Origin of the sequence: Acinetobacter sp. Q85-2 (genome assembly GCF_013420555.1) — a bacterium.
GTDB lineage: Bacteria > Pseudomonadota > Gammaproteobacteria > Pseudomonadales > Moraxellaceae > Acinetobacter > Acinetobacter indicus.
The window spans coordinates 94473-109723 of record NZ_VOXW01000007.1 but is presented as its reverse complement, the minus strand read 5'-3'; the positions used below and the strand labels follow the sequence as shown (position 1 = coordinate 109723).

The 15251-nt window shown below is 45.5% G+C and carries 16 protein-coding genes; 9 read left to right on the top strand and 7 right to left on the bottom strand.

From position 1 onward, the window contains the following. Positions 1–264: 264 nt before the first annotated feature. From sbmA to FTT68_RS05680, 3 genes are all read left to right on the top strand, one after another. Positions 265–1461, top strand: coding sequence for a peptide antibiotic transporter SbmA (gene sbmA, locus FTT68_RS05690; RefSeq protein WP_104492124.1), 1197 nt, complete (start codon positions 265–267; stop codon positions 1459–1461). Positions 1462–1691: 230 nt separating this feature from the next. Next, a complete protein-coding gene (locus FTT68_RS05685) occupies positions 1692–2657 on the top strand; it encodes a hypothetical protein (RefSeq protein WP_180056380.1) in 966 nt (321 codons plus the stop codon). 136 nt (positions 2658–2793) lie between these two features. Then, complete coding sequence (locus tag FTT68_RS05680; RefSeq protein ID WP_180056381.1) at positions 2794–3294, top strand: hypothetical protein; 501 nt, start codon at positions 2794–2796, stop codon at positions 3292–3294. Positions 3295–3307: 13 nt separating this feature from the next. On the opposite strand, the gene FTT68_RS05675 is transcribed toward FTT68_RS05680, so the two are convergent. From FTT68_RS05675 to gatC, 6 genes are all read right to left on the bottom strand, one after another. Then, positions 3308–3529, bottom strand: a complete 222-nt coding sequence (locus FTT68_RS05675) for a hypothetical protein (RefSeq protein ID WP_180056382.1) — start codon at positions 3527–3529, stop codon at positions 3308–3310. 281 nt (positions 3530–3810) lie between these two features. After that, a complete protein-coding gene (locus tag FTT68_RS05670; protein ID WP_180056383.1) occupies positions 3811–4416 on the bottom strand; it encodes a hypothetical protein in 606 nt (201 codons plus the stop codon). Continuing rightward, positions 4416–5390: a hypothetical protein gene (locus tag FTT68_RS05665; protein WP_180056384.1), complete on the bottom strand. Its 975-nt coding sequence runs from the start codon at positions 5388–5390 to the stop codon at positions 4416–4418. The genes FTT68_RS05670 and FTT68_RS05665 overlap by 1 nt, the downstream gene beginning before the upstream one ends. A gap of 60 nt (positions 5391–5450) precedes the next feature. Beyond that, a complete protein-coding gene (gatB, locus tag FTT68_RS05660) occupies positions 5451–6926 on the bottom strand; it encodes an Asp-tRNA(Asn)/Glu-tRNA(Gln) amidotransferase subunit GatB (protein WP_180056386.1) in 1476 nt (491 codons plus the stop codon). Beyond that, complete coding sequence (gene gatA / locus FTT68_RS05655; protein ID WP_180056388.1) at positions 6926–8404, bottom strand: Asp-tRNA(Asn)/Glu-tRNA(Gln) amidotransferase subunit GatA; 1479 nt, start codon at positions 8402–8404, stop codon at positions 6926–6928. The genes gatB and gatA overlap by 1 nt, the downstream gene beginning before the upstream one ends. 49 nt (positions 8405–8453) lie before the next feature. Then, positions 8454–8768, bottom strand: coding sequence for an Asp-tRNA(Asn)/Glu-tRNA(Gln) amidotransferase subunit GatC (gene gatC / locus FTT68_RS05650; RefSeq protein ID WP_005179709.1), 315 nt, complete (start codon positions 8766–8768; stop codon positions 8454–8456). Positions 8769–8900: 132 nt separating this feature from the next. On the opposite strand from gatC, the gene FTT68_RS05645 reads away from it, so the two are divergent. The 6 genes from FTT68_RS05645 (at position 8901) to FTT68_RS05620 (ending at position 13657) form a co-directional block, all read left to right on the top strand. After that, complete coding sequence (locus tag FTT68_RS05645) at positions 8901–9947, top strand: rod shape-determining protein (RefSeq protein ID WP_005179708.1); 1047 nt, start codon at positions 8901–8903, stop codon at positions 9945–9947. A gap of 16 nt (positions 9948–9963) precedes the next feature. Beyond that, the gene (gene mreC / locus FTT68_RS05640; RefSeq protein ID WP_005179707.1) at positions 9964–10821 is read left to right on the top strand and encodes a rod shape-determining protein MreC; all 858 of its coding nucleotides are present in this window, start codon (positions 9964–9966) and stop codon (positions 10819–10821) included. Further along, the gene (mreD, locus tag FTT68_RS05635; RefSeq protein ID WP_168407983.1) at positions 10808–11302 is read left to right on the top strand and encodes a rod shape-determining protein MreD; all 495 of its coding nucleotides are present in this window, start codon (positions 10808–10810) and stop codon (positions 11300–11302) included. The genes mreC and mreD overlap by 14 nt, the downstream gene beginning before the upstream one ends. Next, a complete protein-coding gene (locus tag FTT68_RS05630) occupies positions 11287–11856 on the top strand; it encodes a Maf family nucleotide pyrophosphatase (RefSeq protein WP_168370681.1) in 570 nt (189 codons plus the stop codon). The genes mreD and FTT68_RS05630 overlap by 16 nt, the downstream gene beginning before the upstream one ends. 40 nt (positions 11857–11896) lie before the next feature. Then, positions 11897–13351: a ribonuclease G gene (gene rng / locus FTT68_RS05625; protein WP_005179701.1), complete on the top strand. Its 1455-nt coding sequence runs from the start codon at positions 11897–11899 to the stop codon at positions 13349–13351. Between the two features lie 132 nt (positions 13352–13483). Further along, on the top strand, positions 13484–13657 hold the full coding sequence (locus tag FTT68_RS05620; RefSeq protein ID WP_005179698.1) for a PA1571 family protein: 174 nt from the start codon (positions 13484–13486) through the stop codon (positions 13655–13657). Positions 13658–13767: 110 nt separating this feature from the next. Here the strand turns inward: FTT68_RS05620 and FTT68_RS05615 are convergent, their stop codons facing one another. Then, complete coding sequence (locus FTT68_RS05615) at positions 13768–15159, bottom strand: wax ester/triacylglycerol synthase family O-acyltransferase (protein WP_005179696.1); 1392 nt, start codon at positions 15157–15159, stop codon at positions 13768–13770. Between the last annotated feature and the right edge of the window lie 92 nt (positions 15160–15251).

Here is a 15251-nt window from a genome sequence, read left to right as displayed (position 1 = left end):
AAAGTTAAATTCTTAGTCTAAAAATTGTTATTGTAAACTCTTGATTTTTCATTATTTTACTGAAAATAGTCAGGGTGATTTCCGGGGGTTTATATCGCTTTAAATACCGGTTAGTGGAAAAATCGGTACTGAAAAGTACATGCGCTGTCGGGGAAATCTTGTATATTGCTCATGTTGAAGTCATCGCGTGGCGCATTGCACGCTGCAATGTTGTAAACGCGGCTTTTCAACGTCTTGAAAAGAATAAAGGAAATAGAACACTGCATGTTTAAGTCATTTTTTCCACATCCGAAATGGTTTTTTAGTTCGCTGTTACTCTGGTTCATTCTTAATCTGGTGCTGTGGTATTCCGGTGGACAAGGCTGGGGCACCCTCATCGGTTTGCCTGAAGGCTATCATGAAGCAGAACTCCCGATTGGGGTTAGCCGTTTCTGGTCACCGGCATTTCTCTGGTTCTATCTCTGGTATTTTCTGGCCACAGCCATTTTTGCAATTTTCTGGCGGATTCAATCGGATAATCCCTGGCAGCGCTGGTCAGTGTGGGGCTCATCTTTCATTCTGTTTAATATCTGGTTCTGGGTGCAGGTGAGCGTGGTCATTAACGCCTGGTACAGCCCGTTTTATGACCTGATCCAGCAAATGCTGAGTAATGGCGGCGGTGATGTGAATAATCTCTATGCCGAGATCATGACCTTTTTGTATGTGGCAATTGTGGCGGTCACGGTTTCGGTATTTAACCTGTTCTTTGTCAGCCACTATGTGTTCCGCTGGCGGACGGCAATGAACAATTATTACACCGCCTACTGGGACCGGTTACGTCATATTGAAGGGGCATCGCAGCGTATTCAGGAAGATACCATGCGCTTTGCCCGTACCACCGAAGGTCTGGGCGTCAGTCTGATTGAAGCGCTCATTACCCTGATTGCCTTTTTACCGGTTTTGGTAACGCTATCGAGCCATGTGAAAACCCTGCCAATTCTGGGCGAAATTCCTTATGCGCTGGTGTGGGCGGCAATTGGTTGGGCGGTGTTTGGTACCGTACTACTGATGGTGGTCGGTTATAAACTGCCAGGACTGGAATTTAATAACCAGAAGGTGGAAGCGGCTTATCGTAAAGAGCTGGTCTATGGTGAAGATCATGCCGAGCGTGCCGATCCGCTGACTTTAAAAGAGCTGTTTAGCAAGGTTCGTCTGAATTATTTCCGCCTGTATTTCCATTATGCCTATTTTAACCTGGTACGAATCTGGTACATGCAGCTGGACAATATTTACGGTCTGTTTGTGCTGTTCCCAAGTATTGCTGCGGGAGCGATTACCCTTGGCCTGATGATGCAGATTGGTAACGTGTTCGGTAAGGTACGTGAATCGTTCCAGTATTTAATTGCCTCCTGGCCAACCATTATTGAACTGCTGTCGATTTATAAACGTTTAAAAGCCTTTGAATCGACCCTGGATGATTAAGTCATTCCCAACTGACCCGCTGTTAAGGCGGGTTTTTTAATGATCGGATGAAAGTGTTAAGGCGTTCAGGTTTCGTTGTTAAAACTCTGGATATTTTGCATTTATCAGATGATAGTGCGGGGCAGTAGTAATAAATAAACGAGAAATATCAAGTAAAATCAATTGGCTAGATTTGTTATTTGCGCCTATTTGAGCTATGTTTTGAGTGGGGAAAAATAGAGAATAAAGACGTGAATGTCAAAACCTTCATGATGTTGGCTGGGGTCGGTGTCGTCTTTTCGGGCTGTGTCAGTGTAGAAAGTTTTAGTCCAGATGCCTTGAAGCACTTTGCTTCGCCACAAGAGCTGATTGCGAAAAAAAATCTGAATCAGACCAATGGTTCAGCCAAAGCCTATGTGTATGACTGGGGACCGCAGCGTAAAGAGCTGGCGGCAGAATCGCTGATTCCGCGCAAATATATGGGCAGCTATTGTCAGTCGCAGCAAGGCCATTTAAAACTAGCCTATAAAAGTACGATGTCGATGCTGAAAAACAGTTGGTCCAAAAAACTGTTGGCGACTTATCGTGATGTTAATCAGGGCATTGGTGCCTATCGCTGTGTCAGAAAAAATGGCCCGGACTGGATTGTTTCAATTGAGCCGGTCAGCGAGCGTAAACGCGATGGCCAGGGTGAAGTCCGCATTGTGCATTTACTTACTCAAGTCATGACGGAAGATGAAGCACGGCGTTTTTATCGTTCGGCATCTTCCAGTAGCAAGAAGGCTAATACCAGCACTAATCGGAATAATAAAAACACTAAAGCTGTTGCCAAAGAGCCCGAACCAAAAGAAACACCGGAACTTCCAGCCGAGAAAACCCCTGCACCCGTAAAAGCGGCGCCTGTGGTGGCTGCGACCCCACAACAGCAGCAGATGAAATATTATGTCGCTGCACGCCGTGATTTAAACAGCGGCCGCAATGAGTTAAATGCCTGTAACAGCGCACAGCGGGCCTATAATTATGGCCGGTTGCAGGGCACCAATGCGCGGAATGTCTATGCTGAATCGGGGATTTTGCTGGCGCGTTGCTTAAGCGCTGTGCCGAGTTTTAGTAACCGTTTTTCCCAGCCCAAAGCCCGAGCCAAACGGATTTTGCAGGAGCTGGCCAACCAGCATAATCATGCCGGTGCCAAGCGTATGCTCAGGCAAATGAAATAGTCAGTATAAGTCACAAGGAGAAGCACATCACTTCTCCTTTTTTTATGCGCGTTACACAGTCATAACAGGTGAGATTGCTGCTTGCATGCTACAAATAGGCTATTTCTGGTATGAGCCGATATTAGTGAGGTATAGCATGATGCAGTTGAGTCTAAAGCAGCTACGAGGATGGGGCCTGGCGATTGCGCTCTTGGGTTGCTCACAAGTGAGTACGGCTGGTCCGGCCGTTGATCAGCTGAGTGACTGTCTGGTGAAGTCGACCACGGCAACCGATAAAACTGCGGTCTTGCAGTGGACCTTTGTGGCGCTATCTGCACATCCGGATTTAAAACATTTGAGTCAGGTGACGCCAGAACAAAAACAGGTTTTAGATCAAAAGCTGGCAACCGTTTTGCAGCGGATACTGGTAGAGCAATGTTCTGCGCAGGCCAAAGCAGTGATTCAGACTGAAGGCATCCAAGCGGTCGGCAGTAGTTTTCAGGAGCTGGGACAAATTACCGGTGAAGAACTTTTAAAGACGCCTGAAATTAAAAGTCAGCTGAGTGGTGTACTGCGTTATCTGGATTTAAACAAGTTGATGATGACCTTTTTGACGCCAGATGTGTGGAATAAGTTGGGGGTGATCCGGGGGGAATAAGTGGTTTTGGGGTTTATTTGAAGATAGCGATGATGATTTTAATCAGCCAGTAAATGGGGTAGAAGATCACTTCAATTCCATAGGAAAAATCTAATCCGCGTTGTTTTCTACGTGGTTCAGGCTGCATTTCAGAGAGCCATTTACGGCATTTAGGAATCATCAGCAAAATGATGATAACCAGTGCGAATATGCCAATGGTAATTTGGATAGCGAAGAGTAAAAGTTCAGGTGTCATTTTTGTTTTTCTTTGATGTTTTAGATTTTATAACATGAATATTAATCCTCTCCCTAGCCCTTATCCTTTCTTGCACTTCGTTTTAAAAGCAGTGCTTTAAAATTTGCTCAGGAGCGAGAAGCTTTTAATAATCCTCTCCCTAACCCTCTCCTTTCTTGCGCTTCATTTTAAAGCAGTGCTTTAAAATTTGCTCAGGAGAGGGAACTACGCGGTTCTAATGGATTACGTGACAAAGTCTCCCTTTTTAAAAGGTGAGAAGCGAAGCTTCGCAAGGAGGGCTATTAAATAAGATCGGGATAAAACTGCTCAAATTCTTTATTCATCGCCTCACCACGTAATAAATAGCCTTTAGGCTGAATATAGCTATAAATTTCCCGAGTAGGTTGTTCATGCCAACCGATGTTGAAAGCACATAGTTTTGGGAAAAATTGCAGATGGTTATAGTTCAGATGGTTATGAATCCAATAAGCAAGTTGTTTCCAATTGCTTTGGTCTTTCTCATAAAGTTCTAAAAATGATGGAATGACAATACACGCTGTTGCTCCATAACCTTTTGCATCGGGATAGTCCCAAATATGACTGGAAAAGTTTTTCTCGTTCGTTGCGCAGTTATGTCCTTTTTCATTGCCGAGTTGGTTCACGCTTGGAGAGCGATAAGCTGAACGAATCGCAATACGTCCAAACTTGTCTTGGAGTGGCTCTAACAATTGTTGGCAAAGTTCTTTGCCTGTGCGAATGGCAATGTCAGGATGATCGGGGAAGTTGGGTACACCGTACCAGTTGGCGATTTCGCTATAGAGGAAGTCACGCATAAATAAAGACTTTGAAAGCTGAATACGTCCTAAGTCTTCGAGTTTGGCGATAGAGGATACTTTTTTGATGGTCATTATGCATTAGTCTTAGAAGATTGATCATTATCATTTACAGTATTGAGAAGTGATCTTTCGGATTTTAATAAGCTTGTTGTCATTTTTAGTACTTCAGTTGATGACTTAATTTGGTCTTGTACTAAACTCTCTGTAGTAGAGTAATGTTTTTCATCTAGGGGCTGTCCAAAATATTTTAAAGCTAATTCTTTCCTTACATCATTTTGAGTTTCATTACTCATTGTAGATAAAAAGGACGGAATCGCTTGTAACTCTAGATGACGCTGTTCAGCACTATCAGCTAATTTTCTGTATTGGGTAGCCTGTTTAAAAAAATAGGTAATAAGAAATATCGCGACTAAGATAAAGGTAATTTTAAAAGTGATTAGAGAATAAAGTAAATGTGGATAGCGATGGTATATCCATAGACAAACAAATGTAGAAACAAAACTTAAAGCTATTATGCCATAGCCTAAATTTTCGAGATTTTTATATCTAGTTTTATAGGTAGTGTGTGCTTCATAATAAACCTGTTCTGTTGCAACCCCTTGTAATTTGTTTGTTACCTGATCAAATTTTTCTAACTTTTGGTTTGCTACTTCAATTTGTTGATCAATTGCTACTTTGATAACGTCATTTATATATCGATAGCTATGTTGAAAATTATCAATTAAATCTAATGCTGAATTTATATAATTAATTTGCTTTTGCAGATCTAAACGAGAGTAATTATTTGAAGTATCAAGCATAATTATATTAAATTTTTCTTTTACATTGCCTATTGTATTTGATAACAATTCCTTCAGATTATCAAAGGTATCTAGTTCATCTTGATAGCTTTTAATTTTATTTTGTAGGTTTTCTAGTTGATTTATTAGTTGCTGTAATTGTGATTCAAGAAGTGGATTTTTAATAATATTAGGGTCTTGAAGCTTTTGATTAAACTCTTTCGCATCATTTAAATCTTGTTGAAGTTCACTAAGTATTTTAATCATAAAAAAACCCCGCATTAAGCGAGGTTCTTATAACACGAAATCAACCAATTAGCGAATAAATCAACCAATCAATTTCTTCATTAATTCATTCACTTGAGCAGGGTTGGCTTTGCCTTTAGACGCTTTCATGACTTGACCAACAAGACCGTTGAAAGCTTTGTCTTTACCAGACTTATATTCTTCAACCATTTTTTCATTGGCAGCAAGAACTTCTTTAATAATCGCTTCAATTGCGCCTGTATCAGTTTCCTGTTTCAAGCCTTTTTCCGCAATAATCTCGTCCGCAGTTTTGCCTTCGTCCCACATAAAGCCGAACACCTGTTTAGCAATCTTACCGCTAATGGTGTTATCGACAATACGCGCGATCATACCGCCAAGTTTTTCCGCAGATACAGGAGAATCAGCCAAATCTAAGCCTGCTTTATTTAAAGCACCTGAGAATTCACCCATTACCCAGTTTGCCGCAATCTTACCTTGTGCAGCACCGCCAGCCGCAGCAACTACAGCTTCGTAAAATTCTGACATTTCACGAGTTAATGTAAGCACGTGAGCATCATACTCAGTCACACCAAAGTCCGCCACGAAACGTGCACGACGTGCAGCAGGAAGTTCAGGCATAGTCGCCTTAATGGCTTCAATTTGCGCGTCAGGAATAATCACAGGCAACAAGTCTGGATCAGGGAAGTAGCGGTAGTCATTGGCTTCTTCCTTCGAACGCATTGAACGCGTTTCCATCTTCACAGGGTCAAACAAACGCGTTTCTTGGTCAATCGTACCATCCCATTCCAAAATTTCCATTTGACGTTCAATTTCAACATTAATCGCCTGTTCAATGAAACGGAATGAGTTGAGGTTTTTCAATTCACAACGTGTACCGAATGGTTGACCCGGACGACGTAAAGATACGTTACAATCCGCACGGAATGAACCTTCCGCCATGTTACCGTCAGAAATCCCTAACCAGCGCACCAACGTGTGAATCGCTTTAATATAGGCAACCGCTTCTTCAACAGAACGCATATCGGGTTCAGATACGATTTCTAAAAGTGGTGTGCCTGCACGGTTTAAGTCGATGCCTGACATGCCTTCGAATTGGTCATGGATCGATTTACCTGCATCTTCCTCTAAATGCGCACGGGTTACGCCAATACGTTTGGTGGTGCCATCTTCAAGCTGGATGTCGATATGACCGAGGCCCACAATCGGGTTGTCCATCTGGCTAATTTGATAGCCTTTAGGCGAATCCGGGTAGAAATAGTTTTTACGTGCAAATACAGAGGCTTGGTCGATGTAGGCATCAATCCCCAAACCAAAGCGAATTGCCAGATCAACCACTTCTTTGTTCAGTACAGGCAGTACACCTGGCATGGCCAAATCTACCAGGCTGGCCTGAGTATTTGGGTCATTACCAAACTCGGTTGATGAACCTGAGAAGATTTTAGAATTGGTCGCAAGCTGGGTATGAATCTCGATCCCAATCACGACTTCCCAGCCATCAATCAGGTTAGATTTTGGTTTCGCGTTATTCTTCGCCATTATGCGTTCTCCTCAGCAATTGCCGCACGTTGTGTATGCCAATTGGTGGCTTGTTGGTACTGGTGCACCACAGACAACAATTGAGATTCTGACCAGTAATTACCAATCAGCTGTAAGCCAACTGGCAGGTTGTTCTGGTCAAAACCAACAGGGGCATTAATGGCAGGCAGACCGGCCAGGTTCACCGCAAGGGTGTAAATATCACCCAGATACATTTCTACCGGAGTCAGGTCAGCACCCACTTTATAGGCGGTAGTCGGTGCAGATGGCGCAGCAATCACATCCACCTGTTCAAAGGCTTTCAGGAAGTCTTGCTGAATTAAACGACGGACTTTCTGCGCTTTTACATAGTAGGCATCGTAATAACCGGCAGACAGGGCATAGGTACCAATCAGGATACGGCGCTGTACCTCGGCACCGAAACCTTCTGAACGAGAACGTTTGTACAGGTCCAGAATATCTTTTGGATCTTCACAGCGATAGCCATAACGTACGCCGTCATAACGTGACAGGTTAGAAGATGCTTCCGCTGGCGCAATCAGGTAATAAGTTGGTACATAGGCTTCAGTCATGTTGAGATCAACCTCAACCAGAATGGCACCCATCTCTTCTAATTTTTTCAGCGATTCTTCAACGCGCGCTTTTACATCTGCGGCCAGACCGGCAACATTAAAGTACTGTTTTGGAATACCAATACGTAAACCTTTTACCGATGTACCGTTTAGGTTCGCCACGTAATCATCGACATCTTTCTCGACCGACGTTGAGTCTTTGGTATCATGACCCGCCATCACGTTCATCAGATACGCACAGTCTTCCGCAGAACGCGCCATAGGACCGCCTTGGTCTAAAGATGATGCGTATGCGATCATACCGAAACGCGATACACGGCCATAGGTTGGTTTCAAACCGGTCAAGCCACAGAAAGAAGCTGGTTGACGAATCGAACCACCGGTATCGGTACCAGTTGCAAATGGCGCCAGATCAGCCGCGACCACCGCAGCCGAACCACCTGAAGAACCACCCGGTACACGATCCAGTGCCCACGGGTTTTTGGTTGCGCCAAAGTATGAGCTTTCCGAGGTCGAACCCATTGCGAATTCGTCCATGTTCACTTTACCTAAAGTGACTAAGCCAGCAGTTTTACCTTTGGCAACCACCGTAGCATCGTAAGGCGAGATAAAGTTATCCAGCATTTTAGAACCAGCGGTGGTTTTAATGCCTTGGGTACAGAAAATATCTTTATGCGCAATAGGCACACCGGTCAGCACACCAGCGCCGCCAGCTTGACGCAACGCATCGGCAGCATCGGCTTGGGCCAGCGCCTGTTCCGCAGTTACGGTGACATAGGCATTGACCTGGGCATCAATTTTTTCGATGCGTTTTAAATAATGTTCGGTCAATTCGCGAGCAGAGAATTTTGCATTGGCTAAACCCTCAGTCAGTTCACGAATGGATAAGCGATGTAAATCTGTCATGAGAAATATTCTTTACCTGAATTCAACAAAAAGATGAGCGCTGAAAAAATTATTCAATTACGCGTGGTACCAGATACAAACCGTCCTGCACGGCAGGTGCAACGGCCTGATATTCCTCACGATGGTTATCTTCAGACACCACATCTTCACGTAGCGGTTGAGGGTGGTCAAATGGGCTTTTGAGTGGCTCAACGCCATCGGTATCGATGCCTTTTAAGGTTTCCATCATGCCTAAAATTTTATTTAGACTTTGAGCATATTCAGCAGATTGCGTATCATTGAGCGACAACCGAGCAAGATTGGCGATTGCTGAAACTGTTTGTGCATTTAAATCTGCAGAATGCTGTGCATCCGATGTAGACATAACATCACCTAATCAGTATTAAAAATTTTCAAAATATCGTGCGTTATAATAAGCGATTGACTTGTCCAAAGCATCACATTTAGTTAAAGTTGCCAACTTGCGTCCACATAAAGTTTAATCGAGAACGACTCCGTGATTCTAAAACGACTAATAGGCTTGTTTTCACCAGATCTAGCCATTGATTTAGGTACAGCAAATACACTTATTTATGCGCCAGGACGAGGCATTATATTAAATGAACCGACGGTTGTGGCAATTCGTCACAGCGGTTCACAGAAAATCGTTGCCGCAGTCGGTCTGGATGCTAAACAGATGCTGGGTCGTACACCTGCCAATATTTCTGCCATTCGTCCCATGAAAGACGGCGTCATTGCCGACTTTGAAGTGACTGAAACCATGCTGAACCAGTTCATCAGTAAAGTGCATGAAAAGCGCCTGTTTCCGCCTGCACCGCGCGTGGTGGTCTGTGTGCCATGCAAATCGACGCTGGTTGAGCGTCGCGCCATTCGTGAGGCAGTGTTTAATGCCGGTGCGCGTGATGTCCGTTTAATTGAAGAGCCGATGGCTGCAGCAATTGGTGCCGGTATGCCGGTTGAGCAGGCGTGTGGTTCGATGGTGGTCGATGTGGGCGGTGGTACAACTGAAATTGCGATTATTTCGCTACAAGGTTGTGTCTATGCAGATTCACTGCGTATTGGGGGCGATGTGTTTGATGAGCAGATCATCAACTATGTCCGTAAAGCGCATGGCTGTGTGATTGGTGAAACCACAGCAGAAACCATCAAGAAAGAAGTGGGCATGGCAGTTCCGGAAGAAGGTGCGAAGCCTCTGGAAATTGAAGTACGTGGCCGTAACCTGGCCGAAGGGGTGCCACGTGCCATTACCGTGACTTCTGATGAAATTACTCAGGCGATTTCTGACCCGTTACAAAATATTGTGTCCGCAGTAAAATCGGCGCTGGAACAAACACCACCAGAATTATCTTCAGATATCGCCGAGCGCGGTATTGTCCTGACCGGCGGTGGTGCCTTGCTGCGTAATCTGGACAAGCTGCTGGCCAAAGAAACCGGCTTGCCAGTGGTTGTGGCTGAAGAACCTTTAACCTGTGTCACCCGTGGTGGTGGCAAGGTACTGGAATTCTTTGATAATCCAAACCATGACATGTTATTTGTAGGCTAATCAAAAGGACCCGGCGGTGCAATCACATCTGTTTTCCAGACAACCGCCATCTTTTCGCTCCTTTATTATTGCGGTCATTACATGCTTGGTGGTGCTGTTTTTTAACTGGCGCATGCCGCATGTAATTCAACCGGCAAGGGATCTCTTGTACGCGGCATATAATCCGATTTATGCGCTGGCAAGTTATCCGGTGTTGTCGCGAGAATGGCTAAGTCAACAAAGTAAATCTGAAGCCCAGCTGCGTCGTGAAAATACCGCGATGCAGGCCGAGCTGCTTCAGGCACAGGTACGCCTGCAAAAACTCTCCGAACTGTCTGCCGAAAATACCCGTTTACGTGGCCTGCTCGATACGCCGCTGATCATTGACGGACGCATGGAAATTGCCGAAGTGATTGGTACCGATGCCGATCCGCTACGGCATATTATTGTGATTAACCGTGGTGCCAACCGTCAGCTCAAAGTCGGGCAAACCGTGCTGGATGATCGTGGCATTATGGGCCAGATTGTTGATGTCTATCCGCATAGTAGCCGGGTAATGCTGCTGTCCGATAAAGAACATTCGCTCTCGGTACGTCTGGAACATACCGGTATGCGCGCGATTGTTTCGGGTACGGGTGATCTAGGCCGTTTAAAAATGGAATATGTGCCGACCAGTGCCAATATCAAAGTCGGTGAAAAAGTCTATAGCTCCGGACTTGGTGAACATTTCCCGGCAGGCTATCTGGTCGGAACCATTTCCAAGGTCAGCCGGCATAACTCAGGCGAGTTTGCGCAAATTGATGTGATTCCTGCTGCACAGCTGGCCGGTGGACATCATGTGGTGGTGTTATTCTCTGAATCCTTATCACGGGAGCAGCCACATGCCAATCGCTAAAATGGGCCAGCGCAAACCCAAAGATCCTTTATTCCCGATTATTTTCTCGGTCATTATTGCCTCGGTGCTGCTGGTTTATCCCTTGTCTTATGCCTTATCGGGCTGGCGTCCGGTATTTATGATGATGGTAATGCTGTTCTGGGTCATGAGCCAGCCGACCTGGTGCGGCGTCTGGTTTGCCTTTGGCACCGGCCTGTTTACAGATTTGCTGCTGGATGCACCGCTGGGCATGAATGCCTTAAGTTTTGTATTAATTACTTTTGTGGCGCGATTCTTGACCCGTGAACGCCGGGTGATGACTTTTGCCAATTTATGGGTGATTGCCAGTATTGCCATTGTGGTCCATCTGGCGCTGATCTGGCTGTTACAGGTTATGGCTGGTATTGAATTTCCATTTGCCCGTCACTGGCAACCGGTGCTGTCCAGCATTCTGGTCTGGCCGGTGCTGTATTATCTGCTACGAAAATGGCGCAGCGTATAATTCTGGCCTCCAGCTCACCTCGACGCCGTGAGCTGCTTGAACAGTTGGGGCTGCAATTTGAGATTTACAGCCCGGACATCGACGAGTCTATTTTGCCAGATGAGCCAGTTGAGCAGTATGTTGAGCGGCTGGCCTGTGCCAAAGCTGATGCTGTGTTGGCACGTTTTCCAGAGGCGATTGTGATTGCCGCTGATACCAGTTTGGGCGTTGATGGGCAGATTTTAGGAAAACCAGAATCCAAGGCGCATGCCTTTGCCATGTGGCAGCAGATTTCTGGTCGAAAACATGATGTATTTTCAGGTGTTTGCGTACGCACAAAAGCAGAAAAATACAGTATAGTGGTACGTACCCAGGTTGAATTTCAAGCGCTGAGCCAAGCTGACATGGAGCGTTATTGGGCCAGTGGAGAGCCGGTGGGCAAGGCGGGAGCCTATGCCATACAGGGCATTGCAGCACGTTATATTCCGCGTATTGAAGGCAGTTATAGCAATGTGGTGGGATTGCCGCTGCATGAAACCGTACAGTTATTACAGACAGTTAAGGCACTAAATTAACTGCTGCTACAAGAATTTTTATAAGGCTTTGAGTTGTATTATGTCTGACGAGTTGTTGATTAACGTCACGCCTATGGAATGTCGTGTCGCGTTAATTCAAAACGGCACGGTCAATGAATTATTTGTTGAACGTACCGCCAAACGTGGTTTAGTAGGAAATATTTATAAAGGCAAAGTGGTACGGGTGCTGCCAGGCATGCAGGCCGCCTTTGTCGATATTGGGTTGTCACGTACCGCTTTTTTACACATCAATGACATGGTCTGGCCACGCAGCCAGCCGACCCCGAATGTTTTCGAGCTGTTACAGCCGGGGCAAATCCTTACCGTGCAGGTCATGAAAGACATGCTCGGTACCAAAGGTGCGCGTCTGTCGACCGATCTGTCAATTCCTTCGCGTTATCTGGTATTGATGCCGTTTGGCAGCCATATTGGGGTATCACAGCGGATTGAATCGGATGAAGAGCGTGACCGTTTACGCTCGATGATTGAACGCATTCAGAAACAGCATAAACTGCCGGGCTCGGTGATTGTTCGTACCGCCGCAGAAGGGGTGGAAGAGGCCGCCATTGCCCAGGATATGGCCTATTTGGCCAAGCTGTGGGAGCATATTCAGCGTAAACAGAAAATTATTGCGGTGCCGTCTTTAATTTTTGAAGAGCTACCTTTACCGCAGCGTGTGATTCGCGATCTGGCCAATGAAGAAACCGCCAAAATCTATGTCGATTCACGTGAAATTTATGCCAAGCTAAAAGACTTTGTCGATGAGTTTGTGCCGAATATGCAAAATCGCTTGTTGCATTATCCGGGTGAGCGGCCGCTGTTCGATTTATACAATGTCGAAGAAGATATCCAGAAGGCGCTCCAAACCCGCGTGGCGCTGAAATCGGGTGGCTATCTGATGATTGATCAGACCGAAGCCATGACCACCATTGATATCAATACCGGTTCTTATGTCGGCGGGCGTAGTCTGGAAGACACGGTCTTTAAAACCAATATGGAAGCCACACAGGTGATTGCACGTCAGTTGCGACTGCGTAACTTGGGCGGGATTATCATCATTGATTTTATTGACATGCAGGAAGCGCAGCATCGTGAAGAAGTGATGTGCCAGTTCGAGAAAATGCTGGAACGCGATCATGCCAAAACCAAAATTACCCAGGTGTCTGAACTGGGTCTGGTGGAAATGACCCGTAAGCGTACCCGTGAATCTCTGGAACATTTGCTGTGTGAGTCTTGTCCAACCTGTCAGGGCCGCGGTTATGTGAAAACAGCCGAGTCAGTGTGTTACGAGATTTTTCGAGAAATTATGCGCTATGCACGTGCCTTCGAATCTCAGCGTGGCTTTACTGTCGTTGCCCATCCATCAGTGATTGACCGGCTGTTAACCGCAGAAGCACCAGCTGTCGCGGATCTGGAGCATTTCGTGAATCGTGTCATAAAATTCCAGGTTGAAAATTTATACACGCAAGAGCAATACGATATCATTTTAAGCTGAAATTGTAACAGGATATCGTTAAACAGTTGTTACATCTGAAATTTTACTTTTTTAGGTAGATTCACAATACTAAGCATACACCAGAGCCAAAGCCGTAATCTCCCTTACGGTTTCAGCAAAATGAGGTCTATCATGGGTATGAGCGAAGTCGTGATTAATAAAAGTCTTAAAGTTTTAGAACCAAAAACTGTACACAGTGCGGCGTATATCGTAGATGAGCAAGGTAAAGAAGTACAAATTACTACCGCCATGATTCGCACCGTCTGTCAGCAATTATTAAAACAATGTCGAACCATTAAAAGTTAAGGGGCCTTTTTGAAAGCCCCTTAATTTTTTCTCTTATCATCACAATTTTAAAAAAGAGATTCATACTTTTCGTCTGAATCTCGATGTTCTTCCGGCCTGGGCCGAGTCTTTTAACTGACTTTTTGTTCCACCTCGTCCAAGGTCACATCTACCGTTTCAATAATCCGTTCGAAACGCTGAATTTCATCTTCCAGATGCTGTAACAGGTTCTGCATTTTTGGCAGGGCATTGCGGCAGGCTGTTAAACCGACTTCCAGCTTGTCCTGATAACTGGTCATGGTGATGTTCAGCGCCTGACCATCCAGCACAATTGAAGCCGGATACAGCGCTTCGAGTTTGGCACCATTCCAGTACAGCGCTTCACGCGGTCCCGGCACATTGGAAATGACTAGGTTAAAGGCCTGACGTTTTGGCATTAAACCAGACACAATGTTTAGGCCGGCGGCGCTATAAACAAAGGCGCTATAGTTCAGAATCTGGTTGGCATTCATGCGTTTAAAGCGTTCTTTGGCATTCAGCACGCTGCGGCGAATAATGCTGAGACGTTCCAGCGGATTGTCCTTGTGCGTCGCCAGGTTGGCCAGAATCATGGTAATCCGGTTGGATACATCGGAATCATCGCTACGGACTGAGGCGGGCACCATGGCAATTAGTGGTTTTCTTGGCAGGGCATTCTGGCTGAGTAAATATTCACGTAAGGCACCTGAACAGATGGCCAGCACAATGTCATTAATCGTCACGCCTAGGGCCTTGGCAATTTTATGCAGACGGGCAAACTCATAGGACTGTGCAGCAAAGCGGCGTGAAGAACTGACGCGCTGATTCAGAATTGAACTTGGCGCCTGGAAGCTGGAGACATAATCCGGATTACGGCCCATATCTTTCATTACGGTTTGTGATAACTCGTACATGACTCGCGGTGTGGCTTCCAGCTGGCTTTTCAGGCCTGCTGCAATATTTTTAAAGCGGCTGGCTTTTGGCTCTTTCAGGCGTTTGGCGCGGCGGCCTTCTACACACCAAGGCGGTACAATACTTTTGGCATCCGGATCGTGTGAGAGCGATTTTTCCAGTAAGCGCATGCCGGCAATGCCATCAACCATGGCATGATGGATTTTGAAGTACATAGCAAAGCGGTTGCCTTCAATGCCTTCAATAATATGACAGGTCCACAGCGGTTTGGCGCGGTCAATCAGCGCGCTGTGTTCTTGAGAAATATAGGTCAGTAATTCACGAATTCGTCCCGGATGAGGCAGGGCGATATGACGGAAATGGTGGTCCAGATCAAATTCAGGATCTTCATCCCAGAATAGTCCATTTAATTTATTGTTAAATGGTGGAATCGGCATCGATTGAGAATTACGGATGTCTTCGACCAGATCTTGAATAAAGGTTTCAGGTGCGTTCTCTGGAATCTGAAATAGGAATAACCCCCCAACATGCATTGGTTGCTGGCGTTTTTCTAAAGACAGAAAGATAAAATCAATCGGATGTAATGGACGCATAGCGTTAATTGCCTCACTGCAATATGACCGACCCTCATTGGAACGGCTTTTTAGAATTATAGGTGAACTGACTTAGTATATAGTGTTTATCA

Coding starts and splice junctions, on each gene's coding strand:
- sbmA (WP_104492124.1), top strand. CDS start 265: ATGTTTAAGTCATTTTTTCCACATCCGAAATGGTTTTTTAGTTCGCTG.
- FTT68_RS05680 (WP_180056381.1), top strand. CDS start 2,794: ATGATGCAGTTGAGTCTAAAGCAGCTACGAGGATGGGGCCTGGCGATT.
- FTT68_RS05675 (WP_180056382.1), bottom strand. CDS start 3,529: ATGACACCTGAACTTTTACTCTTCGCTATCCAAATTACCATTGGCATA.
- FTT68_RS05670 (WP_180056383.1), bottom strand. CDS start 4,416: ATGACCATCAAAAAAGTATCCTCTATCGCCAAACTCGAAGACTTAGGA.
- FTT68_RS05665 (WP_180056384.1), bottom strand. CDS start 5,390: ATGATTAAAATACTTAGTGAACTTCAACAAGATTTAAATGATGCGAAA.
- gatB (WP_180056386.1), bottom strand. CDS start 6,926: ATGGCGAAGAATAACGCGAAACCAAAATCTAACCTGATTGATGGCTGG.
- gatA (WP_180056388.1), bottom strand. CDS start 8,404: ATGACAGATTTACATCGCTTATCCATTCGTGAACTGACTGAGGGTTTA.
- gatC (WP_005179709.1), bottom strand. CDS start 8,768: ATGTCTACATCGGATGCACAGCATTCTGCAGATTTAAATGCACAAACA.
- mreD (WP_168407983.1), top strand. CDS start 10,808: ATGCCAATCGCTAAAATGGGCCAGCGCAAACCCAAAGATCCTTTATTC.
- FTT68_RS05630 (WP_168370681.1), top strand. CDS start 11,287: ATGGCGCAGCGTATAATTCTGGCCTCCAGCTCACCTCGACGCCGTGAG.
- rng (WP_005179701.1), top strand. CDS start 11,897: ATGTCTGACGAGTTGTTGATTAACGTCACGCCTATGGAATGTCGTGTC.
- FTT68_RS05620 (WP_005179698.1), top strand. CDS start 13,484: ATGGGTATGAGCGAAGTCGTGATTAATAAAAGTCTTAAAGTTTTAGAA.
- FTT68_RS05615 (WP_005179696.1), bottom strand. CDS start 15,159: ATGCGTCCATTACATCCGATTGATTTTATCTTTCTGTCTTTAGAAAAA.